At 60.0% G+C, this 23,111-nt stretch carries 20 protein-coding genes; 3 read left to right on the top strand and 17 right to left on the bottom strand.

What is annotated here, in order from left to right; all coding sequences use genetic code 11:
• Positions 1-21: 21 nt before the first annotated feature.
• Positions 22-885, top strand: coding sequence for a methyl-accepting chemotaxis protein (locus ACVVH8_RS03870; RefSeq protein WP_370593494.1), 864 nt, complete (start codon positions 22-24; stop codon positions 883-885).
• A gap of 145 nt (positions 886-1,030) precedes the next feature.
• Here the strand turns inward: ACVVH8_RS03870 and ACVVH8_RS03865 are convergent, their stop codons facing one another.
• The 9 genes from ACVVH8_RS03865 to ACVVH8_RS03825 all read right to left on the bottom strand — a co-directional run bounded on the left by ACVVH8_RS03865 (position 1,031) and on the right by ACVVH8_RS03825 (position 12,111).
• Positions 1,031-1,462: a helix-turn-helix domain-containing protein gene (locus ACVVH8_RS03865; protein ID WP_475228604.1), complete on the bottom strand. Its 432-nt coding sequence runs from the start codon at positions 1,460-1,462 to the stop codon at positions 1,031-1,033.
• 42 nt (positions 1,463-1,504) lie between these two features.
• Positions 1,505-1,924 carry a type II toxin-antitoxin system VapC family toxin gene (locus ACVVH8_RS03860; RefSeq protein ID WP_103303248.1) on the bottom strand — a complete coding sequence of 140 codons (420 nt, stop codon included), beginning with the start codon at positions 1,922-1,924 and terminating at the stop codon, positions 1,505-1,507.
• Positions 1,921-2,166 carry a FitA-like ribbon-helix-helix domain-containing protein gene (locus ACVVH8_RS03855; RefSeq protein ID WP_103303249.1) on the bottom strand — a complete coding sequence of 82 codons (246 nt, stop codon included), beginning with the start codon at positions 2,164-2,166 and terminating at the stop codon, positions 1,921-1,923. Before ACVVH8_RS03855 ends, ACVVH8_RS03860 begins: the two co-directional genes overlap by 4 nt.
• A 92-nt stretch (positions 2,167-2,258) precedes the next feature.
• Positions 2,259-3,587 carry a DUF1329 domain-containing protein gene (locus ACVVH8_RS03850; protein ID WP_475231122.1) on the bottom strand — a complete coding sequence of 443 codons (1,329 nt, stop codon included), beginning with the start codon at positions 3,585-3,587 and terminating at the stop codon, positions 2,259-2,261.
• A 194-nt stretch (positions 3,588-3,781) separates the two neighbouring features.
• Positions 3,782-5,740: a DUF1302 domain-containing protein gene (locus ACVVH8_RS03845; protein WP_475228601.1), complete on the bottom strand. Its 1,959-nt coding sequence runs from the start codon at positions 5,738-5,740 to the stop codon at positions 3,782-3,784.
• A 58-nt stretch (positions 5,741-5,798) separates the two neighbouring features.
• Positions 5,799-7,088 carry a phospholipase gene (locus tag ACVVH8_RS03840; protein WP_475228598.1) on the bottom strand — a complete coding sequence of 430 codons (1,290 nt, stop codon included), beginning with the start codon at positions 7,086-7,088 and terminating at the stop codon, positions 5,799-5,801.
• A 240-nt stretch (positions 7,089-7,328) separates the two neighbouring features.
• On the bottom strand, positions 7,329-8,897 hold the full coding sequence (locus ACVVH8_RS03835; RefSeq protein ID WP_475228595.1) for an FGGY-family carbohydrate kinase: 1,569 nt from the start codon (positions 8,895-8,897) through the stop codon (positions 7,329-7,331).
• A 20-nt stretch (positions 8,898-8,917) separates the two neighbouring features.
• On the bottom strand, positions 8,918-10,510 hold the full coding sequence (locus tag ACVVH8_RS03830; protein WP_475228593.1) for a glycerol-3-phosphate dehydrogenase/oxidase: 1,593 nt from the start codon (positions 10,508-10,510) through the stop codon (positions 8,918-8,920).
• A 5-nt stretch (positions 10,511-10,515) separates the two neighbouring features.
• Positions 10,516-12,111 carry an FAD-binding oxidoreductase gene (locus tag ACVVH8_RS03825; protein ID WP_475228591.1) on the bottom strand — a complete coding sequence of 532 codons (1,596 nt, stop codon included), beginning with the start codon at positions 12,109-12,111 and terminating at the stop codon, positions 10,516-10,518.
• A 210-nt stretch (positions 12,112-12,321) separates the two neighbouring features.
• Between ACVVH8_RS03825 and gliR the strand changes: the two genes are divergently transcribed.
• Together gliR and ACVVH8_RS03815 are read left to right on the top strand one after the other, a co-directional pair.
• Complete coding sequence (gene gliR, locus ACVVH8_RS03820) at positions 12,322-13,338, top strand: AraC family transcriptional regulator GliR (protein ID WP_103303256.1); 1,017 nt, start codon at positions 12,322-12,324, stop codon at positions 13,336-13,338.
• A gap of 514 nt (positions 13,339-13,852) precedes the next feature.
• Complete coding sequence (locus ACVVH8_RS03815; protein WP_103303257.1) at positions 13,853-14,218, top strand: DUF6124 family protein; 366 nt, start codon at positions 13,853-13,855, stop codon at positions 14,216-14,218.
• Between the two features lie 66 nt (positions 14,219-14,284).
• On the opposite strand, the gene ACVVH8_RS03810 is transcribed toward ACVVH8_RS03815, so the two are convergent.
• The 8 genes from ACVVH8_RS03810 to mdaB form a co-directional block, all read right to left on the bottom strand.
• The gene (locus tag ACVVH8_RS03810; RefSeq protein ID WP_095191407.1) at positions 14,285-14,653 is read right to left on the bottom strand and encodes a glyoxalase superfamily protein; all 369 of its coding nucleotides are present in this window, start codon (positions 14,651-14,653) and stop codon (positions 14,285-14,287) included.
• Positions 14,654-14,706: 53 nt separating this feature from the next.
• Positions 14,707-16,119: a hypothetical protein gene (locus ACVVH8_RS03805; RefSeq protein ID WP_475228588.1), complete on the bottom strand. Its 1,413-nt coding sequence runs from the start codon at positions 16,117-16,119 to the stop codon at positions 14,707-14,709.
• A 130-nt stretch (positions 16,120-16,249) separates the two neighbouring features.
• Positions 16,250-17,707: an N-acyl-D-amino-acid deacylase family protein gene (locus tag ACVVH8_RS03800; RefSeq protein ID WP_475228586.1), complete on the bottom strand. Its 1,458-nt coding sequence runs from the start codon at positions 17,705-17,707 to the stop codon at positions 16,250-16,252.
• Position 17,708: 1 nt separating this feature from the next.
• Positions 17,709-18,569, bottom strand: coding sequence for a MurR/RpiR family transcriptional regulator (locus tag ACVVH8_RS03795; RefSeq protein ID WP_103303260.1), 861 nt, complete (start codon positions 18,567-18,569; stop codon positions 17,709-17,711).
• 15 nt (positions 18,570-18,584) lie between these two features.
• Entirely contained in the window at positions 18,585-19,934 is a 1,350-nt protein-coding gene (locus tag ACVVH8_RS03790; protein WP_475228583.1) for a GntP family permease, read from the bottom strand.
• Positions 19,935-20,377: 443 nt separating this feature from the next.
• Positions 20,378-21,271: an NAD-dependent epimerase/dehydratase family protein gene (locus tag ACVVH8_RS03785; protein WP_475228582.1), complete on the bottom strand. Its 894-nt coding sequence runs from the start codon at positions 21,269-21,271 to the stop codon at positions 20,378-20,380.
• 103 nt (positions 21,272-21,374) lie between these two features.
• On the bottom strand, positions 21,375-22,286 hold the full coding sequence (locus ACVVH8_RS03780; protein WP_475228580.1) for a LysR substrate-binding domain-containing protein: 912 nt from the start codon (positions 22,284-22,286) through the stop codon (positions 21,375-21,377).
• 191 nt (positions 22,287-22,477) lie between these two features.
• Positions 22,478-23,068, bottom strand: coding sequence for an NADPH:quinone oxidoreductase MdaB (gene mdaB, locus ACVVH8_RS03775; RefSeq protein ID WP_475228578.1), 591 nt, complete (start codon positions 23,066-23,068; stop codon positions 22,478-22,480).
• Positions 23,069-23,111: the final 43 nt, after the last annotated feature.

The following is a 23,111-nucleotide window of genomic DNA, read 5'->3' as shown; positions in this document are numbered from 1 at the left end:
CTGCAACAAGGCATTGCGCGCATGGGCGTAACCCTGCGCGACTTGATCAGCGGCATCCGCGACGGCGTCACCCAGATCGCCAGCGCCGCCGAAGAACTCTCGGCCGTGACCGAACAGACCAGCGCCGGTGTGAACAGCCAGAAAGTCGAGACCGATCAGGTCGCCACCGCCATGCACGAGATGACCGCCACCGTGCAGGAAGTCGCGCGCAACGCCGAAGAAGCTTCGCAAGCAGCAGCCGCAGCCGATGGCGAAGCCCGTGAAGGCGACAAAGTGGTCAACGAAGCCATCGCCCAGATCGAACGTCTGGCCAGCGAAGTGGTGCGTTCCACCGAAGCCATGAGCGTACTGCAACAGGAAAGCGACAAGATCGGCAGCGTCATGGACGTGATCAAAGCCGTCGCCGAACAGACCAACCTGCTGGCACTCAACGCCGCGATCGAAGCAGCCCGTGCTGGTGAAGCCGGTCGTGGTTTCGCCGTGGTCGCCGACGAAGTCCGTGGCCTCGCGCAGCGCACGCAGAAATCCACCGAAGAAATCGAAGGCCTGGTCGCCGGTCTGCAGAACGGCACCCAGCAAGTCTCGGCGGTGATGAACAACAGCCGCGCCCTGACCGACAGCAGCGTCGCCCTGACACGCAAGGCCGGCGCGTCGCTGGAAAACATCACCCGCACGGTGTCGAACATCCAGTCGATGAACCAGCAGATCGCTGCCGCTGCCGAACAGCAAAGCGCCGTGGCCGAAGAGATCAGCCGCAGCATCATCAACGTGCGCGATGTGTCGGAACAGACCGCTGCGGCGAGTGATGAGACCGCAGCGTCCAGCGTTGAACTGGCGCGCTTGGGTGGTCAGTTGCAGCAGATGGTCAGCCATTTCCGCGTCTGACCTTCACTCAGCGTCATAGCGTAGATCCAATCGCGGGCAAGCCCGCTCCCACAGGTTTTTCAGTCGTTCACAGAGTTTGTGTCCGACTCCATACCTGTGGGAGCGGGCTTGCCCGCGATTGCGTTATGGCTGACTACATGCCCCGTCAAACCACGCCATGCATAAAGAATTCAACCGGTACTTTAAAGAATTCGGCAAAACACTTTATCTGGGCAACGGTCATTTTTCGCTTGTTATTCAATATCTCTGAAACAGCACTCTGAGTTGCGATCTCAGACAAATCCTTCTGTTTGACTCCTCTTTCCGAAATCAGAAACGCCAGCGCTTCTGATTGGGATGAGTAAGGAATCAAAACCGTTTCAGCCTCGTACTCATACACCCGATCAGCAACCAATTCCGCAAACCGCGCCGCTGCGTGATCTTCACTGTCAGCATGCGAGTAAAGCTCATCGATCAGCGCCATTCGCACTTGCAACTCACCGTCGTTTTTTATCGGGTCCGCTAGACCGGCAAGAACGGGAAAATCATCAACCATGAAGGAGTCCAACCTGCTCGTTCCAACCTTTTTAAGCTTCATGCGACCACCTTTTTCTTATGATTTTGTTAGCTATGAAGTGACTCAGCTCTGCCAAGGATTTATCACCTCGACACCACTGAACTCAAAATCCTTCACGTTACGGGTGGCTATGGGAACACCATGCGTTCGGCAGATAGCAGCAATTTGCGCATCAGCCATCGAAGCCGCGCGACCCTTTGACTCGCACTCCGCGACTAGCGTTGCGTATTCGACAGCGGCGTGCGCATCGAACGGCAAAATGCGTCCGGCAAAATCCTCTTCGAACATCGCCATGGCATGAGCCTCAAGTTTTTGTTTGCGCTTGCCAGATGGCAGGCGTGCGATGCCGTGGAGTATTTCTGCCACTGTCACCGCGCTGACTGCCAGATCCATCGCTGGCTGCGCATCCACCCAGACAAGCACCCGGTCGTCTGGCTTGACACGCATAAACTCTGAAAGAACGTTGGTATCGAGCACTATCATTCAGAGAAATCCACCGCAGTGGCTTTCTCTGAACGCTCTGGCAAGTCGAGGTCAACTCCGCCGACAGCATTGAACCGGTTGCGTATCCGGCTGCCAAGTCCACCGGCGCGATCAACAGTCGCCAAGGCTCTACCCAAAATGAGGCGAGCCTCCTCCTCCATGGAATGTCCGTTGTGCGCTGCGGTAATACGCAGTTGTTCTTTCAGCTTCTCATCAAGGTTTCGAATCGTGATGCTGGCCATGACGCCCTCCTGCAATCAATGAAATCATTGATTGCAGGCTAGCACATCCTGCCGTGCAAAAATCCGGCGATCTTCCGAACGGCAGTCCTTCCTCACCGCGTCCCACGCTGGCGCAACGCCGACGGCATGAAGTACGCATCCTCCGGCACGGGTTGTGCAAAATCCACCGTCTCCGCTTCTTCGTTATCCAGGTTCTGCACGTAGTAACGGCGGGCCTGCAAATCGTGGAAAACATCCAGCGCACTCCACGTCGTTGGCAGGTCGTAGAAGTTTTTCAGGTAGGCCATCGACACGCGCCACAACTCCCCGCGTCCGTCGTATTGGTCGACCAGTGCGGCGCCCCAGCTGTCCTCATCGAGAAACAGCACGCGCTTGGAGTAGATATGTCGTGCGCCGGGTTTGAGGTTGCCTTCGACCACCCACACGCGGTGTAGCTCATAGCGGGTGTATTGCGGGTTGAGGTGGCCCGGGGTGAGCAGTTGCGCGTATTTAACGTCGGGGCTGCCGACTTTGTAGTTGTTGTAGGGGATGTAGATTTCCTGTTTGCCCTTGAGCTTCCAGTCATAGCGATCCGGCGAGCCGTTGAACAGGTCGGTGTCGTCCGCCGTGCGCAAGCCATCGGACGAGGCGATCGGCGTGTCATACGCAAGATTCGGCGCGCGGCGCACGCGACGTTGGCCGGCGTCGTAGACCCAGGCCTGGCGCGGGTCCTTGAGCTGGTCGAGCATCTCGTGCACCAACGCGGCACCGCCGGCCAGCCGTGCCGGACTTTTCACGAAAGCGACGTAGTAGAACAGGATGTTTTTCAGGTCGGCGAACTGGCCGCCCGGGCGGTAGAAATTGAACAGGGCTTCCTGCTGCGAAGTGACCAATGCAAAGCTGCCATTGCGTTGTACGGGCGCTTCGGAAGCGCGACGCACGACGTAGATGCCGCGATAACGGGTGATGTGATTCCACAGCACTTCGATGCCGTCCGTGGGCACCGGGAACGGTACGCCGCCATAGGCATCGGAAAAACCGCTGCCGCCTTCGAGCAACTTGGCCGAGGTGGCATTTTTCAGCGTGTTGTCGTACAGCCACTGGGGGGCCGAACCGGAACGCCGCGAAGGGTAGATCGGCATCTGGAAGGTGTCGGGATAGCTGTTGAACAACGCGATCTGACCTGGGCTGAGGTGGGCCTTGTATTGATCGAGGTTGGCTTTGGTGATGGTGAACAGCGGTTTGTCCGCCGCGTAGGGATCGGGGTGATGCTGGCCGGGCTTGTAGCCGGCCGGGGCCTGGGTGATGCCGCCGGCCCACGGGGGAATAGTGCCGGCGGCGTTGCCGGCACGCTCGGCGCCCATTGGGGTCAGGGTGGTTTTCAGTTGTTCGGCTTGTTGCGGGGTGATGGCGGCGAAAACACTACTGGCCGCCAGACTCATGACGAGCGCCAACGTGGTCTTGGCCAATCGCGAAGTGTGGAACATGTTCTTCTCCAAAATACAAAAACCTGTGGGAGCTGGCTTGCCAGCGATAGCGGTGGTTCAGCCACCATTGATGTCGAATGTGCTGCCGTCATCGCGGGCAAGCCCGCTCCCACAGGGGGATGAGTTGTCCCAAGCGTTGAGTGTGAAACTCACAGGAAATACTTGAGGTTGAACCCGACGTTGTCGCGGTCACGAATGCCGTTGTTCTGCCCGCCGCCGTAGAACTCGGTGTACTGCAACTCGGCCTCAAGCTTGTTCTGGTAGTTGGCCTTGATCCCCAGCGTGTAGGCCTTGCGACCTTCGATGGTGTTGCCGGCCTGATAGCTGTTGCCTTTGAAGTCGTCCTTGTAAACGACATAAGGCGAGACGTTGACCCCGGCGTACACGTCGTTCCACGTACCGTTGAGCATGGCGGTGTAGCTGTAGGAATCACGATTGACCTGATCGTCACGATCACCACCGGACACATAGGAATAGTTACCGGTGCCGGCGTAGTAACGACGACTGCCGTCATACGCGGTGTATTGCAGACTGCTGCCACGCAAGTGTTCGGAGGCCAGTTCGAAGATGCCGAACAGCGAGTCGAACGACGCCGTCGGGCCGAAGTTGTAGATGGTGCCCAGCGAAGTGTTGAACGCTTCCACGCGCTCGGCGTTGTTGATCTGGCTGTCGAGAGTGACCATCTGCCCGCCGACGTTGATCGCTTTGCCGGTCACTGCCGCCGCTGCACCATTGGCCAGATCGCCAATCAGATCGTTGGTCGCCGCAACACCGATCGGCAGGTTTGGCCGATATGCAATTTCACCAAACACCGAGGCTTCGCCCAGCGTGGTGTTGAAGCTGAAACCGTACATGCGGATGTCTTCGGCATAGCGCCGATGCGCCTGGATATTGCCCATCACATCCGCCGTGGCCAGACCGTTGGCCAGTGCGCCGGCCTGACTGCCCGCGACACCCGCCAACAGATTGGTCAGGGCATTCATGTCGATGCCCTTGTAACCCCCCAGATCAGCAGCGATGGTCGGCTCCTTGGCGTGGTAATTGACCATATACAAGCCGAACTCGGTGCTGTTGAGCTGTTCGGCAATGTAGCGAAAGGCGAAACCGAACTGGCCGTCGTTGCGCGCGTTGTAGTCCTTGCCGATAGACGCGACCTTGAGCGTATTGCCGTAGGCCGGCGTCACGCCGTTGGCGTACAGCCCGGTGGTTTGCAGGGCCTGGCTCAGCAACGGGTTGTTGCCCAAGGCACTGTAAAGACCGATGACGTTGCCAAACCCCGGCACTGGCGTGTCGAGCGCGGTGCCGCTGAAGTTGTTGTACCCGGTGTTGCCGCCGTCGGCGAACAGGTCGGTCTGCGAGTAGAACGTGCCGACCGGATCGATGCGGGTTTCCTTCCAGTTGGTCTGGTAGAAACTCTCCATGGTCAGGCTGTCGGTGAGGCCGATGTTGAAGCTCAGCGCCTCCACCGGCACCAGCACTTCCTTCACTTCGGCGCCGGGCAAGCGGTACTTGGCCGCGTCCACCGGGTTGGTCGTATTGATCCCGCCGCGATAGAAAATCCCCTCGCCCCAGTTGAACACCTGCCGACCGACGCGCGCGGTCACCGGCATCTGCGCAACGTCCCAACTGCCGTGGACATAGGCGTCGAGCATCTCGATGCGGCTGCCGGCGATGTCGCGGGTCTGGCTGGTGAAACGGTCGTCCTGCGGGTAGCTCTGGCTCGGTTGTGACGGGTTGTTGTTGCGGTAGTAGTCGTTGCGCTTGTCCATCAGTTGCGTGTCGTAGAATGCTGTGCCGCGCACGAACAAACCGTAGTTCTGATAGTTGGCCTCAAGCTCCGAAGTAATCTTGTACACCTCGGAAACCAGTCCGGTGTCGAAGTTGCGATTGCCGTCGTTGGTGTTGACGTCATCGTTGGTCTTGTCGCGGCCCTGCACGCGCCACAAACGGCCGTAGGACAAGGTCGTGTCGAACGAGCCGGTGACCTGTTTGTCCAGCACGCTGAACTCCGCAGCCTGCGCACCATCGACCGCGCAGAGTTGCAGCAACCCGGCCAGGCCGACACCGGGGAGCGCCGCGCCCGCCAGGCGCAATCGAGTGTTGATCATGAGTTTTCTCCTTCCCTGTTCTTATTGTTTTTGTGTTCGCGCAACGCTGAGGCGATGGCTATGGAACCAATCCCGCGCTGACATAAATCCGGCTGTGCGAGCCGAAATGGCCGAGCAGTTTGAACAGCTGTTGATTCAGTGCCGGATGATTGAAATCTTCGCGTTGCAGCTGATTGCCGCTGCTGAAATCACTGGTGACCGGCGCAGTCTCAAGCCACTGACCGATCGCTTCATCGAACGCGGCGGAGTCGTCGACGGACTCGGCGCTGACCACCTCACGCAAGTAGTCCACGGAGTACGGCGGATACTGTTTGTCCTGGGCAAAATCGCTGTAAGCGTCGAGCATCGGATGCGCTTGTCCGGCACGCAGCAAACGCCGTAGCCAGCTCGACTGATACTTTTCGATTTCCATATGCCGGGTGGCAACGCGTTCGATGGACGCCTGTTTGTCATCAGCGAAACCGGCCAGCGCCTTGCCTTCCAGCAGTAAAAGACTGGCGAGGTCGACGCCGGGCAGCGGCTTGGCGTGATAGGGCTGGGTCAGATCCTGCACGTGGTGCATGCCCCAGCCGAGAAAGCGATAACCCCAATAGGGATGGCCGCTGGCAAACGCCAGTCGCGCCAGGCCCATGTATTGATAAGCGCGCCAGTCCGGCCAACTGCGCTGAAGAAATCCGGCAGCGGCATACACCACCGGGTTTTCATGGAAGAAGCCCATGTGGAACGGTGCCTGCGAGCTGTACTGGAAACGCGCATCGCCGAACGGCTGCGGGCCGAAACCATAGACCGCAGCGACTGCGCCCGGGTTGTCGCTGAACAGGTTGATGTCGTGGCCGTAATCCGGTTCGTCGGCGGCGCTGGCGAGCACCGCAAGCGCCGCGACTTTTTCGCCGTCGGCGACAACGATGAAGCGTTGGCGATTCCACGGTGAAAGGGTCTGTTCGACCATGACCTGATCGGCGCTGAGGTGCTCACGCTCGGGCAGGTCTTTGCCCGGCAATGGCTGGATGACCATCGCCAGGTGAATGAGCGGATTGATGCGCAACGCGGTGAGGAAATCGTGGCGCAGATTGTCACTGGGGACTGCGGGCAATTTCAGCTGGTCGGGGCGTGGCGGGTATTGCGCGAAGTGTTCGCGGGCGAAGTTTTCCTGCTGTTCCAGCAGTGCGACGATGGCCGGATATTGCTCGGTGAGAAACTGCTCCAGCGGTTCGACTTCCACCTGTGGCGCATCGCGCAACGCTGGCAGATCCTGCAACGCCAGATAGCTGCCCACCGTATGGTTCGACCAGCCCCAAGCGCTCGGGGCCGTTGCAAAAAGCAGCAACAGGAGGAATGTCAGCTTCATGCTTCTGGTTCTTATTGGATGTGCTGTGAGGCATGAGCCTAACAACCGCCCCAGGCGCTGACACTGTCCGATCTCACCAGAAAAACTCTCCAATGGCGCCAATTGCACAATCTCCAAAACACCGCCGCCCCCTGTAGGAGTGAGCCTGCTCGCGATAGCGGTGTGTCATTCAAATGGATGTTGGCTGACACTCCGCTATCGCGAGCAGGCTCACTCCTACAAGGTATTTGTGGTGGTCGGCTAGGCGGGGTAACCGGTGATTTTGCGGATGCTCTGGTACAGCGGTTTGAGCTGGCGGTACATGCGCAGGTAGACATCCTTGTAGAGTTGTTCGTAGATTTTTTGCGCCTCGGGTTGCGGCATGAACACCGCGCCCACCCGGGTCATCGCGGCGATGGCCGTGGGGAAATCCGCGTGCAACCCCAACCCCACCGCACAACAAATCGCCGCGCCCAGACCCGACGCTTCATACACATGCGGACGCTCGGCGGGCAACCCGAAAATATTCGCTGTGAGCTGCATCGCCGCATCACTCTGCGAGCCGCCGCCCGCCACCCGCAGACGCTTGATCGAGACCTTCGAACGCCGCTCGATCTTCTCCATGCCCTGGCGCAAGGCATACGCCAGCCCCTCCAGAATCGCCCGGTAAATGTGTGCGCGGGTGTGCACGTCGCCGAAGCCGATCATCGCGCCTTTGGCCTCCACACCCGGCTCACGAATGCCCGGCGACCAGTAGGGTTGCAGCATCAAACCCATCGACCCCGGCGGCACCTCGTTGACCAGCGCATCGAAGAGCTCTTCGGGCTCAATGCCCTGCGCTTTCGCCTTCTGCATTTCGCGCAAACCGAACTCGTTCTTGAACCAGCTGACCATCCAGTAACCGCGATAAATCATCACCTCGCAGTTGAACTGATCCGGCACCGCTGAGGGGTACGGCGGGATCAACGGGACGATTTCCAGATAGCGCGAGCGGGTGCTGGTGATCGTCGCCGTGGTGCCGTAGGACAGGCACACCGTGCCCGCATCGACCACGCCGGAACCGACCACTTCGCAAGCCTTGTCGGCACCGGCGGCAATCAGCGGCAGGCCTTCGGGGATCCCGGTATGGCGGCTGGCTTGGGCGGTGATGTAGCCGAGGGTTTCACCGGGTTTGTGCAGGCTCGGCAATTGCTCGGGACGCACCGCCAACGCCTGCCATTTCCAGTCGGAAGGCGCGGCCCATTTCAGGCGCTTGAAGTCGAACGGCAGGTAGCCGACGCAACAGCCCACCGAGTCGACAAACTGCCCGCACAAGCGATGAGTCAGAAACCCCGAAAGCAGCAAAAACTTGTCGGTCGCCGCCCAGATATCCGGCTGGTGTCTGGCGATCCAGTTAGCCTCAGCCTGGGCCCGAAAATAATCCACGGTGGCTTGCGCGCCGACCAGTTTGAACAGCCAGCCCCACGGCCCCTTGATCCCGCCTTCGACTTCACTCTGGCGTTGATCGAGCCACAGAATGGCCGGGCGCAGCGGTTTGCCCTCGGCATCGACATTGATCACCGTGCCGCGCTGGGTGGTCAGGGAAACACCGGCAATCTGCGAGCGATCAATCCCGGTTTGCGCCCACACCTGCTGGCAAGCCTCGCCGAGTTTCGCCCAGTAGTATTCCGGATCCTGCTCGGCCCAACCCGGTTGCTTCGAGTAATACGCCTGCAATTCGACCTTGCCTTTGCCGAGCAGATTGCCCTGTAAATCAAAGAGCAGCGCGCGCACGCTCTGGGTGCCGTTGTCGATGGCCAGCAGGTAACGCTTGTTCGGTGGGTTATCCATGGAGCTCTCTTCAAGGGACATCAAGGCGTGGCATCCGGCAGACCGTGATGGCGTTGCCACAACGCCTGATAACGCTGGAGTTCCTGCTGCCATCGCTCATCGTCCCAGCCCAGTCGCGGCTGGCAGAGTTGGCGAATCGGCGCGAAATAACCTTCGCCACCGAGGGGTAGCAGCAAACCGAGACGCGTGCGGCGCAGCAACAGATCGTCGAGGTGAAGAACCATTTCCGACTCACAGGCGAAAGCCAGTTCGGCCCACAGAGTGTCCGTGGCGCCGACCGTATCGTGGCCGACGTCTGCGAGCAGTTGCGCCAGCCTTGGCAGGTCACGACCATGGCGTCCGGCGAGACGTCGCCATTGATGGCTGCTCAGTACCGGGATCGGCAGCGCCGGCACAGCGGCAAACACTGGCGCAGCATCATCAACGAAAGGACGATCAAGCATGCTCGCGCAAGCCTTGAGCACTTCGATGGCTTGCGGGCGAAACGTCGTCAGCTTGCCGCCGGCCAGCGTGACGCAACCGGGCTCCTGCCACAGTACGTGTTCACGGGTTTCGTTCGAGGGTTGGTCTTGATGCGCACCCGCGCTGCCCACCACCGGACGCACGCCCGACCACGTCGACCGCACATCCGCAGCGCTCACGTGCGCAGCGGGAAATTGTTGCGTGCAGGCCGCCAGCAGATAGTCGAGCTCTTCGCCGCTAATGCTCGCGCTCTGATCCAGATCCTCGCGGTGATCAAGGTCCGTGGTGCCGACCACCGTCGCGCCTTCCCACGGAAAAACGAACACCGGGCGTCGGTCGCGCTCATGCAGAAAGGTGAAGGCCTGCGCCACCGGCAAGCGCCAGCCCGGCAGCAGCAAATGGCTGCCACGCAACGGCCGTAATTGGCGTGGTGCCTCGGTCGGTCGCAAGCGCTCAGCCCATGCGCCAGTCGCCACAGCGAGTACGCCGCAGCGCAATTGCAGGGTCGCGCCGGCCTCGCAATCTTCGATCTGAACGCCGCACACTCGCCCCTTCTCACGCAGCAGATGCTCGACACGCACGCCGTTGAGCACCACCGCGCCGTCGGCCCGCGCCTCGCTCAAAACACGCATTACCAGCCGCGCATCATCGGTCAGCGCGTCGACAAAACTGGTGCCGCCGAGCAGGTCGGTTTCCTTCACGCCCGGTGCCAGGTAGCGCAGTTGTTGCGCGTCATGAAACTGGTGGCTGCGCCGCCCGGCCAACGCGTCATACACCGACAACAAACCACTGAAAACACGCGGCCCGGGAAAACCACCGCGATAGTGCGGCATCAGGAAACTCATCGGCTCGACCAGCCCCGGTGCTTCATCAAGCAAGCGCTGACGTTCGCGCACCGAATCACGGGTCAGGCGCCACTGGCCCTTGGCGATATATCGCAAACCACCATGGACCATTTTTGACGAGCGACTGGACGTGCCCCAGGCAAAATCGCGTTGTTCCAGCAACAAACACCGCCAGCCACGGCGTGCAGCTTCACGCAGAATCCCGGCGCCGCTGATGCCGCCGCCAATCACGATCAGATCCCAGCTTTCATCCGCCAGTGTCGGCAGAATCTGCTGGCGCCATGCGGCGTTCCAGTTCGGGCGCATGACCGTCATTCCGGCAACAGCGTGCCGGGGTTGAGGCGCCCGGCCGGATCGAAATGGCGGCTCAGCGCCTGCAAGGTGTCCATCGCCAGTTCGCCTTTTTCGCGCAACAGGTACGGGGCGTGATCCTTGCCGACGCCGTGCTGGTGGCTGATGGTGCCGTGGTTGTCGACGATGGTCTGGCTGGCCGCGTGCTTGAGCGCTTTCCAGCGCGCCAGGGTCGCCGGGTAATCCACCGCCGGGCGAAACACGTAGGTGGTGTAGATGCTCGATCCTTCGCCGTAAACGTGGGACAGGTGCGTGAACACATGCACCCGCTCACCCTCAGCGGCCAAGGCATCGCGCAGGCTGTTTTCGATGAGGTTGAGCAGGTTGTCGACGTTGCTCCAGTCGGTGGCGGTTTCGAGGGTGTCGACCACGTAACCGGCGTTCCACAGGTTCTCGCGCAGGTAGGGGAAACGGAAGCGGTTCTGTGCCCACTTCTTGCCGAGCAAGGTGCCGGTGAACACACCGCCAAAGGCTTTCAGATGCTGGCGGGCCTGGCTCAGCGACAGCGCGTTTTGCCGACGATTGCCGGTCACGCCGAAGGTCAGCAGACACTTGCCCTCGCCCGCCCCGCGCAGGCTCAGGTATTTCTCCAGCCAGGCGATTTGTTGCGGGTGACCGGCCAGCGCCAATTGCGTTTCGGTCTCCACGGCGTTGGACAACCGTAGCATCGACAGCGGCACGCGCGCTTGAGCGAGTTGGCGAATCGCTTGCAGCGCTTTGGTCCAGCTCGGCAGGAATACGCCGTAGAAACGTTCGTCAGCGGGCAGTGCGCTGACCCGCACTTTGACTTCGGAAATGATCCCGAAACGGCCTTCACAACCGAGCACCACTTCGCGCAGATCAGGCCCTGCCGCCGAGGCCGGGAACGTTGGAATGTCCAACGGACCGGCGAAGGTTTCCAGCGTGCCGCCGGCGAATAATTGCTCGATGCGCCCATAGCGCAACGATTGCTGGCCGCTGGAACGGCTGGCGACCCAACCGCCCAGAGTCGATAACTCCCACGACTGCGGGAAGTGCCCCAGCGTGTAGCCTCGGGCGCGCAACTGACTTTCCACCTGCGGGCCACTGGCGCCGGGGCCGAAGGTTGCCAACAGGCTCTGTTCGTCGAGATCGATCAGGCGATTCATTCGCGCCAGCGATACAGTCACCACGGGACGCGTGGAGTCCGGCGGATTGATGTGCCCGGCTACCGAGGTGCCGCCGCCATAAGGAATCAGGCACAGGTCCCGCTCATGGGCGAGCGCGAGCAATTGGCGAATCTGCTCGGCAGTCTCCGGGAACGCCACGGCATCGGGATACTTGCCCAGCGCACCTTCACGCAACGCCAGCCAGTCCGGCAGGCTCTGGCCCCGGGCGTGGAGCAACCGGTCATGGGCATCGACGCTGTACAAGGTGTGCGCCTGCAACCGCGAGGCCGGGACACGAGCCAACGCCGCTTCCAGCGTTGCGTCGGGCAGCGCTCGACCGTTGCCCAAGCGTTGCGCAAGAAAGCTCGCGCCCTGGGCCGGCAGTTCGACCACCGTGGTTGCATCGCCCCAGCCGTTCCAGCGTCGCATGCGTGTGTCCTTTTCCGGTTCTTATGATGGATATTTCAGGCCCCCATACTAGTCGGCGGCCAAAAAGTGTCACGGTCGCATCCGGCCAGTTCGTGTAGCCAATTGAGTCAAACGTCGCGCAAGCGTCAGCCATTTACTTTAGCCGTGGTTTCAAATTACCTTTCAGGGCATTCATCCGCTCATGCAGGCTTTGATCAAGGGAATACGATCATGCAATCGCTCGGCTTCACGTCCGTTCCGCCGCTGCTCAAATATTTGCGCCATGCCGAGCAATTGGGCATGGCCATCGAGCCGGCGTTGGCGGCGGCCGGCTTGCAGGCGCAGCAGTTGAGCGACAACACCCTGCGTCTGCCGGGTGAGGCCCATGAAAAGTTGCTGGATTATTTCTGCGAGCACTCGGGCGATCCGTTGTTCGGGCTCAACGCGGCGAATTTCGTCTTGCCCAACTCGTGGAGCGTGCTCGGCTACATCACCATGAACTGCGCGACCCTTGGCGATGCCATGAGCCGGATCATGCCGTTCGAAAAACTGGTGGGCGACATGGGCGTGAGTCGCGCCGAGATGCAGGACGGCCATGTGCATCTGGTCTGGACGTGCCGTTATCAGCGCCCACGGATTCGTCGGCATCTGGTGGAAAACGTGCTCGGCTCCTGGCTGCAATATGCGCGCTGGATTGCCGATACGCAGATGTCGCCGGCCGCTGTGTGGCTGGAGCATGCGCGCCCGGACGAGGTGACGCTGGCGCAATATGAGCAGTTCTTCGATTGCCCGGTGTTGTTCGATCAGCCCTATTCGGCGCTGATCGTGCCGTTAGCGTATTTGCAACTGCCGTTGCGCCAGGCCGATGCGCAATTGCTGCGTACGCTGGAAGAGCATGCGATGGGTTTGATGGCGACGCTGGAGGACGCGTCGCTGGCGCAGCAGGTGAAAGGCATCCTGCGGCAGTTGCTCAAGGAAGGCTTGCCGCGCAAGGAGCAAGTGGCCGAGCAACTTGCGGTGTCGGTGCGCACATTGCAGCGCCAGTTACATCAGGCGGGGACGTCGTATCAGCAGATTCTCGATGATCTGCGCCAGGAGTTGGCTGAGCATTACCTGTTGAACAGCACGTTGCCGATTCAGGACATTGCGCAGTATCTGGGTTTTACCGAACCGCGGTCGTTTCATCGCACGTTCAAGAGTCGGCGCGGGATGCCGCCCGGGGAGTTTCGGCAGACGCATCGCGGGTGACTGGATTGGCCTCATCGCTGGCAAGCCAGCTCCCACAGGTTTTTTGGTGAAGCCAAATTTTGCGTACGACTCAGTCAATGTGGGAGCTGGCTTGCCAGCGATGGCGTCAGTCGCCGCACCGAGATCCGACAGGCAAATCCTCAAACTCTGTAGCGCAATAAACCTCTTACACCATAGGTGTTTAAAGACACTCAGTGTTACGCGCAAGAGCCTACAAATCCTTGCGCCACTGCCTACGCATGTACCAGAATCCGCCGGCTTGTGCGTCCAGGGCTTGCTGCGTAACTTCAATCGGGTCACTGATTCCCAGTGATCGGGTTTAGTAGCCCGTGGTAATTCTGCTGGTCGTACATTCATCACAGGTGCTCTCGTACCTGAGCTTGATGGTGGCTGTACGTAGGGCGCTTCGGCGCGCCGGCTTAAGCTGAGTTCCCCGGTCTACTAACCTGCGTACAGCTGCCTCCCTTCCGTTTAGTAGCAGAAGGGTTGAAGCTCAATGAAGGGAACACAGCTTATGTTCAAAGTAACGCCAAACCCACCGGTCACCGACCCGGCCTCCCCGTACGAATCCCCCGACTCAAAGAAATTCCACGAAGCCGCCGAGCGCGCCCTCGACCATTACCTCGGACCACCAACCGCCGAGATAATGGCCGCGCCCTACAAACCCAACAAGCTGTACATGACCGACCCCGAAGCCGATACCGAGTCGCTGCTGGTCGATGCCAGTGAAACCCTCGGCTCGGCCACCGTCATGCTGCATAACCACGCTGCGATGGTCGAAGGCACCCACCGCAAAACCCTGCAAGGCATCGCTCAAGTGGTGATGCTGGCGGAGTTGGCGGTTAATCGCGTGCTGGACAAGTTAGTGCCGACCGAGTGACGAAAAAGCCCGCTGGCAGACCTTGGTGGTTTGGCAGCGGGCTTTTCCATGCGGCTTGAAACTGTTTCAAACACTGATCGCGTTGGTGAACACCAACCGATTGCCAAACGGATCAGCAATCGTCATGTCCTGACTCCCCCACGGCATCGCCTGAATCTGTGGGTGCGAGAACTTGTAGTCCTTGGCCACCAATTGCTGCTGGAACGCCTCCAGCTCATCGGTCTCGATGCGTAGCGCCGAACCGGGGGTTGCATCGCCGTGATGCTCGGACAGGTGCAGCACACACTCGCCACGCGACACCTGCAGATACAACGGGAAGTTCGCCTCGAAACGGTGCTGCCAGTCGATCTTGAAGCCGAGGAAGTCGACGTAGAATTCTACGGCTTTGGCTTCATCGAAAATCCGCAGGATCGGGGTGGTTTTGCCGAAGCTCATGGGAGTGCTCTCGCCTATGGAAAAGGCCCGTCTGGACGGGCCAAATGGCCGGATCAACGCAGCGTCTTGAGTACCAGATCGCTGTAGAAAAAACGGTTCTTGTCGGTGCGTGCAAAGAAGAAGTAAGCATAATCCGACAAGTAGTAGTAGGTGTTGACCCGATTGTACTCATCGCCTTCTTTGCTGCACCTCAACTCTTTGGCCGAGCCGCTCAAGGTTGAATTGAGTTGGCTCGCCGACAGTTCGCGAACAACGGTGCAGTTGGTGTTTTCCTGGCGCTCGTCGACTTTGCCGAGCAGCGAGTTAGTGCTGCTGAACGTTGCTTTGTAGGCCAAGTGTCCGTTGACCGGCATATGCTGCCAGTCGCCGCTGAAGCTTAGGTTGATGACACTGGACGTGTCTTTCATCGAGGGCCCCTTCGAGACGCTGAAACGGCTCAATTTCGCTAGATCCAGCAGCCCGCGAAAGGTCACGGCATCGCTCTCATAATTGGCGCCCGACAAATGCAGACTCAGTTGCTGCGAGGCGCTATCGATTTCAAAGCGGCGCACTTCGCGCATGTCTATAGTCTTGCCCTGGTAATTCGACTGGCCCGTGATTTCCACATAGTTGAGCGGTTTAACGGCGTCCGGCATGTTCAGTTGTTTGATGGCTGATGTCACTGCCGGGGTAAGCGTTGGCAGAGTCACTGGAGCGCTTTTCTTTGCGCGGGCAACGAACCTGGGCAGTTGCGCTGCCGATTCGGGTTTTTCACAGACCAGTTTGAACAGCAGCTCGTAGTCGTCGTTGCTGCCGCTGATTGCATTGGAGGTCAGTGCGATCGCGTCCTGTCCATCCGTGACAGTGTTGTCGGCATCCAGATCGTAGCCCGCCACCACACGGTAGGTCTGCTTGCCACAATCGACTGCGTAACGCTCGCGCTTCTGCGCATAGGGAGCGTCGTAGGGCGCATCGAATCCAATCAAGGGGTTATCGTAAGCCGCCCAGAATCTCAGTTCGGAACCGTCCTTCTTGAGACTGTTGCGATCAAACAATACCCATTGCTCCTCGCCGCTGCCTTTGACCACTCGCCAATCCGACGCCGGCGTGCTGGCACACGCCTTGATGAAGTCAGGGTTGTTTTTCAACATGCCGAGCACGTTGGCCGGCATCGCTCGACCGATCGAGTACTGGTGACCATTGAGCCCCGGATACATCCGACCGCCGCCGCCCAGATACAGCAAGTTGGCACGGTCGGCCGCGCAGGAGGCTTCCATCTGAAAAACCACGCCTGCCGCCGCTTGCGCATTGCCGGACTGACTGATCTGGAACGTCAGGATATCGCCTTCGCGCATAACCGAATCACTGACCAATGGACGCGCGAGGATATCCTTGAACAAGGTCTCGGCTTCCGCCGCCTGGCGTGCTTGTGGACTGACACAACCGGCCAGTAATGTGACGGCTGCGAACAAACAAACGCGGTACATGAAACTCCCTGGGGCGACAGACGCCAAATCCACTGAATGTCAGCGATTCGGCTTGGTCGAGGGAATCTTTAATTCCAATGTGCCATCACTGCACAAAAATCCAGACCACGTCGCAAACCTGCAACTGCGGTTATACAAAACCTTTGCGCAGGTCATCTTCACGGGCGAGGAACCGTCCTGCGTGGCGTCCTGAAGACTGCCCCTCCTGGTAACTCAACACGCCGTTGATCCACACGCCATCAATGCCCTGCGCCGCTCGTTGCGGGTCATTGAAATCCGCCACATCGCGCACGGTCAGTGGATCGAACAACACCAGGTCCGCCCAATAACCTTCGCGAATCTCGCCTCTTTCCTTCAAGCCGAATCGTGCCGCCGATAACCCGGTCATCTTGTGCACAGCGGTGTGCAGCGGAAACAGCCCGACATCACGACTGAAATGCCCGAGCACCCGTGGGAAAGCACCCCACAGGCGCGGATGCGGGAACGGGTCTTCCGGCAGTCCGTCAGAACCAACCATCGACAACGGATGGGCGAGGATTCTTCGCACATCGGCCTCGTCCATTCCGTAGTACACCGCACCCGCCGGTTGTAGGCGTTTTGCCGCGTCTATCAGCGGCACGTTCCACTCGGCAGCGATGTCGATCAAATCGCGGCCGCTGACTTCCGGATGCGGCGTCGACCAGGTGATGGTGATGCGGTGGGCGTCGGTGACTTGCTTCAGATCGAGCGTCGAAGAACTTGCCGCGTAGGGATAGCAATCGCAGCCGACCGGGTGGGTTTTCGCGGCTTCTTCCAGCGATGCGAGCAACTGCGGACTGCGCCCCCAGTTACCGACTCCGGCGCATTTGAGGTGGGAAATGATCACCGGTGAGCGCGAATGACGACCGATGCTGAACGCCTCGTCCATCGCTTCCAGCACCGGTTCAAATTCACTGCGCAGGTGCGTGGTGTACACCGCGCCGAATGCCGTGAGTTCTTCGGTCAGTTGCTTCACTTCATCGGTAGAGGCGTTATAGGCGCTGGCGTACGCCAGACCTGTGGATAAACCCAAGGCCCCAGCCTCAAGGCTTTCGCGCAATTGCTCGCGCATCGCAGCGATTTCCTCAGGCGTGGCGGTACGGAACAAATCATCGAGGTGATTGCTGCGCAACGCCGTGTGGCCGACCAGCGCCGCCACATTCAACGTGGTATTCGCCGCTTCGACCGCCGCACGGTAATCGCTGAAGCGTGGATAAACGAAGGCGGCCGCGGTGCCGAGCAGGTTCATCGGATCCGGCGGATTGCCTTTCAGCGTCACGGGCGAGGCGCTGATCCCGCAGTTGCCGACGATCACCGTGGTCACGCCTTGGCTGAGTTTGGGCAGCATCTCGGGTTGGCGGATCACCACGGTGTCGTCGTGGGTGTGCACATCGATAAAACCCGGCGCCAGCACGCGGCCGCCGGCGTCGATTTCTTCGGCAGCGCTGGCGTCGTGCAAGTCACCAATGCGCTCGATGCGGCCAGCACGAATCGCCACGTCGGCGCAGTAACCGCGCGTGTTGCTGCCATCGATGACGGTGGCGTTGCGGATCAGCGTGTCGTACAGCATGTCAGTCTCCCAGCGGCAGGTGATCGTCACCGCCACGGTATTCGTCGAGGGCGAGTTTGATCCGCCGCAGACGTTCTTGATTGTCTTCAGGATTGGCCAGCGCCAGTTCAGTCGCGAGCACATCGATGGCGAGCAGCATGCCGTAGCGCGCCGCTGTCGGTTTGTAGATGAACGAGGTTTCCGCGCCTTGCAGCGGCAGGACGATGTCGGCCAGTTCGGCCAGCGGCGAGTCGGCGCGGGTGATGGCGAGGATGCGCGCGCCGTAGTTGCGCGCCAGTTCGACTGTCTCTAGCAGTTCCGGGGTGATGCCGGTCAGCGAGCAGACGATGACCACTTGTTCGGCGTTCAGGCTGGCAGCGGTAACGCGCATCATCACCGCGTCATGACACACCGCAATCGGATAACCGAGGCGCACCAGACGCACCTGCAATTCGTCGCTGCACAAGGTCGAGCAACCGCCCATGCCAAAGGCGTGAATCATCCGCGCCTGGCCGAGCAATTTCACCGCGTCGGCGAAGCGTGATTCGTCAAAACCTGCGAGATGCTGACGCAGCGTGGTTTCGATATCGCCAACGATCTGCCCGTAGAACGCCGACTGCTCAGGCGTGCCCGCCGGGTCGAGGAAACGGCTGCCGACGCCGCTGGCCTGAGCCAGTTGCAGGCGCAGGTCGCGCAGGTCACGGCAACCGACGCTGCGGGCAAACCGCGACAGCGTGGCGGTGCTGACCTCGGCGCGTTGCGCCAGATCTTCGAGGCTGGCGGAGGCGGCAAAACCGACGTCGTCGAGCATCAGCCGGGCGATGCGGCCCTCGCCGGCGCTGAAGGAATCCTGGCGGGCGCGGATCTGGTAGAGGATGTCCATGGCGGCAGGCTCCGGTTACAGCAGGTAAGAAAGGCCCACGGTCAGACCGAAAGCGACCAGCGAGATCAACGTCTCCAGCACGGTCCAGGTCTTGAACGTCTGCGCGACCGTCATGTTGAAGTATTCCTTGATCAACCAGAAGCCGCCGTCGTTGACGTGGGAAAAGATAACCGACCCGGCGCCGGTCGCCAGCACCAACAGCTCAGGGTGTGGATAACCCAGACCAATGGCCACTGGCGCGACCACGCCGGACGCGGTGGTCATCGCCACGGTCGCGGAACCGGTGGCAAGCCGCATCAACGCCGCGAACAGCCAACCCATGATCAGCGGAGACAGGTGAAATTCGTGGGCGAGGCCGACGATCTGATCAGTGACGCCTGCGTCCACTAGAATCCGGTTCAAGCCGCCGCCCGCGCCCACCAGCAAAGTAATGCTGGCGGTCGGCGCCAGGCATTCGTTGGTGAACTTGAGGATCGATTCGCGGTTGAAACCCTGAGCGATGCCCAGCGTCCAGAAACTCAGCAATGTCGCCAGCAACAGCGCGATCACCGAGTTGCCGATGAACAACAGGAATTGGTTGAAGCCACTGCCCGGCGTGGAAATCAGGTTGGCCCAACCGCCGATCAGCATCAGCACCACCGGCAAGAGAATGGTTGCCATGGTGATGCCGAAACCCGGCAGTCTGTCGCGGGGCTCGCGGTCGAGGAATTGCTTTTCCAGCGGGTTATCCGCCGGCAACTGAATGCGCGGCACGATGAATTTGGCGTAGAGCGGGCCGGCAATGATCGCTGTCGGAATGCCAATGGCAATCGCATACAACAGGGTCTGCCCGACCGACGCCTGATACGCCTGCACCGCCAACATCGCCGCCGGGTGCGGTGGCACCAGTGCGTGCACCACCGACAGGCCGGCGACCATTGGCAGGCCGACCATAAGAATCGACACACCGACGCGCCGCGCCACGGTGAAGGCAATCGGCACCAGCAACACGAAACCGACCTCGAAAAACAGCGGCAATCCCACCAGAAACGCGATGCAGACCATCGCCCAGTGCGCGTTTTTCTCGCCGAATTTTTCGATCAAGGTACGGGCCATCTGCTCGGCACCGCCGGACTCGGCCATCATCTTGCCAAGCATCGTCCCCAGCGCCACCACCAGCGCAATATGCCCCAGCGTCTTGCCCACCCCAGCCTCATACGCACCCACCACGCCCGACGGCGGCATCCCCGCCACGAGTGCCAGACCAATGGAAATCAGCGTGATGACAATGAACGGATTGAGCCGATAACGGGCGATCAATACGATCAGCGCGATGATGGCGACGGCGGCATACACCAGCAGCCAATAGCCGAAGGAAGGCGTCATGCGGTACTCCTCGAAAGGGTCACGTTCGAATGGGTTGTGAAACTCATAAATCATTTCGAGATCGAGATTTCAAACCGCATGAAAGTAATTTTCGTGGAGAGGTAAGGCGTGTCGCGGATGGATATGTCGTGTCGCGATTAATGAAAATCGCGGGGCGGGATTTTCATAAGTCTCCTGGCAGATGAGAAACCTATGTGGGAGCGAGCCTGCTCGCGAAGACGGTCTCGCATTCAACATCTCTATCGACTGAAGCACCGCTTTCGCGAGCAGGCTCGCTCCCACAGTTTTGATCGTATTCGTTCAGACAGAATGCGCAAACCTGTGGGAGCTGGCTTGCCAGCGATGGCGGCGGCACATTCAACTTAGATGGTGACTGCTCAACCGCTATCGCTGGCAAGCCAGCTCCCACAGGTTAGGTGGCGTTTACACGCGTGGTGTACGACTCACACCATTTCGTTACGAATCCATTCAACCACCGACGTACGCTTCGGCGCCCAGCCCAGCAGTTCGCGGGCGTGTTTGCCGCGTACGCGGCTGTTAGAGCCGAGGCCGTAGTTGGCCATTTCATAGCCCCATTCGGCTTCGGCGTCTTTCAGTGGCCAGTCTTGTGGCTGGCCCAGGTTCAGCGCTTCGGCCATGGCGGTAGTCATGTCGATAAACGACGCTTCACTGCTTTCAACGAAGTAGAAAGTGCCCGGAACGTTTTTGTTCAGCGCCAGCAGGTACAGGGCGACGACGTCTTCGATGTGCACGTTGGACCAGATGTTCTGGCCAGTGCCGACGTGGCGGACCACACCGCTTTTGCGTGCCTGTTTGAGCAGACGTGGCAACTGCACGCTGTCGCGATTGACGCCCAGGCTGTGGCCGTAAATCAGGGTGTTGCAGATGACAGCGGAGTTCACGCCATCCTTTGCGGCGGCGAGAATCAGGTTGTCGATGCCCACACGGGCGGCTTTGTCGACGGTCGGTTCCGGCAGGTTGTCTTCATGGTAGATGACGTCGCTGGATTTGCCGCCCGACGCATCGCCGACGATGCTCGAACCGCTGGTGTGCAGGAACACTTTGTCGGAACCGCGCAAGGCGTCGAGCAAGGCCTCGACCGCGCCGCGATGGTCGCTGCTGGCTGCATTGATCACGGCGTCGGCGGCACGGGCGTGTTCGGCGAGCAATGCTTTGTCGTCGAGGGTGCCGATCACCGGGGTGATGCCCAGTGCTTTCAGCTCATCGGCTTGTTCTGCGCTGCGCACCAGACCGGTGACTTTATGCCCGGCCTGGACCAGACCGGTGGCGATCGAGCCACCGATAAAACCGGCAGCGCCGGTGACGAATACGTTCATGGAGAAACTCCCTGCGTGAATAAGTGATGGGAGGAGTATCGGCCTGCGACCCTTGCGGAAAAACCCGCCCTCACCCAAATCACTGTTGCGCAGAGGTCACGAATCAGCCCTTGAAATCAGCGCTGGCATAGGCCGCAAGTTTGCTCTGAATGAAGTCGAGGAAGCACTGAATGCGCAGCGCCAGTTGCGTATTTCGGTAGTACACCGCGTTGATCGGCTGGCGATAACCGCTGTTGAATTCGCCCAGTAGTACCTTCAAACGCCCGGCGCGGATGTCGTCGATGGTCATGAAGTGCGACAGGCAGGCGATGCCCTGCCCTTCCAGCGCCAGGTGGCGCACGGTCTCGCCACTGGAGGCGCTGATCGCCGGAGTGATCGGCCAGCGATCACCGTGCACATAACGCAGCGGCCACTGGTTGAGGCCTTCGTTCTGGGTGAAGCCGAGCAAGGTGTGCTCGCTGAGATCCGCCACTTGCAGCGGCGCGCCGTGCTTTTCCAGATACGCGGGGCTGGCGACGATCAGCAGCGGACTGCAACCGAGTGAACGCGCATGCAGCGTCGAATCGGCGAGGGTGCCGATGCGGATGGCGACGTCGGTGCTTTGTTCCAGCAGGTCAATGATCAGGTCATTGCTGTTGAGTTCGAGCTGGATGTCCGGGTAGAGACGGCGGAACTCGTCGATGTAGGGGACGACGGCGTGGAGCATGAACGGCGAGGCGGCGTTGATCCGCAAGCGTCCGGACGGGGTTTGTTGACGGGAGGACAGACGCTCTTCGAGTTGGTCCATCTGATCGAGGATCAGCTTGGCCTGCTCGAAGAAATACTTGCCCTCTTCGGTCAGATCCATGCGCCGCGTGGTGCGGTTGATCAGCGTGGTGTCGAGCTTGGCTTCCAGCCGCGACAGGGTGCGGCTGACCGCTGACGGCGTCTGCCCGACCTGTTCGGCAGCGGCGGAAATCGAACCGCATTCGATCACGCAGACGAAAATCTGCAACTCATCGGATCTGGCTTTCACGGGTGTCCCTTAATTGATCGTCGGCACAAATCCATTGTGGAGAGAGAACATCCTTGTGGCGAGGGGATTTATCCCCGATGGACTGCGCAGCAGTCCCCTTCTTTTTCAGGATCAAGAGCGGGGCCGCTACGCGACCCACCGGGGATAAATCCCCTCACCACAGATAAATCCATTTGGCAGAGGAAAGCACCTCAAGCCTTGAGAGCGAACACATCTTTCAGATGCTGCTCATACCGCGCCACATCGATCTCAATGTTCGGACGCTTCATCACGTCCACACAGAGGAACGTCGGCAAAGCGGTCATGCCCAAAAATTCGTTGGCCTTGTGAAACGGGAAGTACACCGCGTCCACGCCTTTGGCTTCGAAGAAATCGGTCGGGTCATCAAACGCCTGCTGCGGTGCGTTCCAGGTCAGCGACAGCATGTATTGCTTGCCCTGAATCAGCCCGCCGCTGCCGTACTTCTGCGACGCGTCGGAACGGGTGCGGCCATCGCTGGCGTAGAGGCTGCCGTGGCCTTCGGTGAAGACTTCGTCGAGGTACTTTTTCACCGTCCACGGCGCCCCCATCCACCAGCCCGGCATTTGATAAATGATCACGTCGGCCCAGAGGAATTTGGCGACTTCTTCAGCAACGTCGTAACCCTCGTCGATGAACGTGGTTTTCACGTCGACGCCGCCGCGATCCAGCACGCTCAGCGCCGCTTCGTGCAGGGTGGCGTTGTAGCGACCGTCGGAGTGGGCGAATTTTTTACCGCCGTTGAGCAACAAAACTTTTTTCATGGCAAAGCCTCGGCGCAGCCACTGGGCTGGATAGAGATGGGAA

Source organism: Pseudomonas trutticola BRTCR10, from assembly GCF_056155105.1.
This window is presented reverse-complemented; position numbering and strand designations above follow the sequence as displayed.

What these genes read in the sequence shown, in the direction of transcription:
- gliR (WP_103303256.1), top strand. Translation starts at nt 12,322, where the DNA reads ATGCAATCGCTCGGCTTCACGTCCGTTCCGCCGCTGCTCAAATATTTG.
- ACVVH8_RS03845 (WP_475228601.1), bottom strand. Translation starts at nt 5,740, where the DNA reads ATGATCAACACTCGATTGCGCCTGGCGGGCGCGGCGCTCCCCGGTGTC.
- ACVVH8_RS03860 (WP_103303248.1), bottom strand. Translation starts at nt 1,924, where the DNA reads ATGATAGTGCTCGATACCAACGTTCTTTCAGAGTTTATGCGTGTCAAG.
- ACVVH8_RS03790 (WP_475228583.1), bottom strand. Translation starts at nt 19,934, where the DNA reads ATGACGCCTTCCTTCGGCTATTGGCTGCTGGTGTATGCCGCCGTCGCC.
- ACVVH8_RS03800 (WP_475228586.1), bottom strand. Translation starts at nt 17,707, where the DNA reads ATGCTGTACGACACGCTGATCCGCAACGCCACCGTCATCGATGGCAGC.
- ACVVH8_RS03805 (WP_475228588.1), bottom strand. Translation starts at nt 16,119, where the DNA reads ATGTACCGCGTTTGTTTGTTCGCAGCCGTCACATTACTGGCCGGTTGT.
- ACVVH8_RS03850 (WP_475231122.1), bottom strand. Translation starts at nt 3,587, where the DNA reads ATGAGTCTGGCGGCCAGTAGTGTTTTCGCCGCCATCACCCCGCAACAA.
- ACVVH8_RS03835 (WP_475228595.1), bottom strand. Translation starts at nt 8,897, where the DNA reads ATGGATAACCCACCGAACAAGCGTTACCTGCTGGCCATCGACAACGGC.
- ACVVH8_RS03840 (WP_475228598.1), bottom strand. Translation starts at nt 7,088, where the DNA reads ATGAAGCTGACATTCCTCCTGTTGCTGCTTTTTGCAACGGCCCCGAGC.
- ACVVH8_RS03810 (WP_095191407.1), bottom strand. Translation starts at nt 14,653, where the DNA reads ATGAGCTTCGGCAAAACCACCCCGATCCTGCGGATTTTCGATGAAGCC.
- ACVVH8_RS03865 (WP_475228604.1), bottom strand. Translation starts at nt 1,462, where the DNA reads ATGAAGCTTAAAAAGGTTGGAACGAGCAGGTTGGACTCCTTCATGGTT.
- ACVVH8_RS03815 (WP_103303257.1), top strand. Translation starts at nt 13,853, where the DNA reads ATGTTCAAAGTAACGCCAAACCCACCGGTCACCGACCCGGCCTCCCCG.
- ACVVH8_RS03855 (WP_103303249.1), bottom strand. Translation starts at nt 2,166, where the DNA reads ATGGCCAGCATCACGATTCGAAACCTTGATGAGAAGCTGAAAGAACAA.
- ACVVH8_RS03870 (WP_370593494.1), top strand. Translation starts at nt 22, where the DNA reads ATGGGCGTAACCCTGCGCGACTTGATCAGCGGCATCCGCGACGGCGTC.
- ACVVH8_RS03825 (WP_475228591.1), bottom strand. Translation starts at nt 12,111, where the DNA reads ATGCGACGCTGGAACGGCTGGGGCGATGCAACCACGGTGGTCGAACTG.
- ACVVH8_RS03830 (WP_475228593.1), bottom strand. Translation starts at nt 10,510, where the DNA reads ATGCGCCCGAACTGGAACGCCGCATGGCGCCAGCAGATTCTGCCGACA.
- ACVVH8_RS03785 (WP_475228582.1), bottom strand. Translation starts at nt 21,271, where the DNA reads ATGAACGTATTCGTCACCGGCGCTGCCGGTTTTATCGGTGGCTCGATC.
- ACVVH8_RS03795 (WP_103303260.1), bottom strand. Translation starts at nt 18,569, where the DNA reads ATGGACATCCTCTACCAGATCCGCGCCCGCCAGGATTCCTTCAGCGCC.
- mdaB (WP_475228578.1), bottom strand. Translation starts at nt 23,068, where the DNA reads ATGAAAAAAGTTTTGTTGCTCAACGGCGGTAAAAAATTCGCCCACTCC.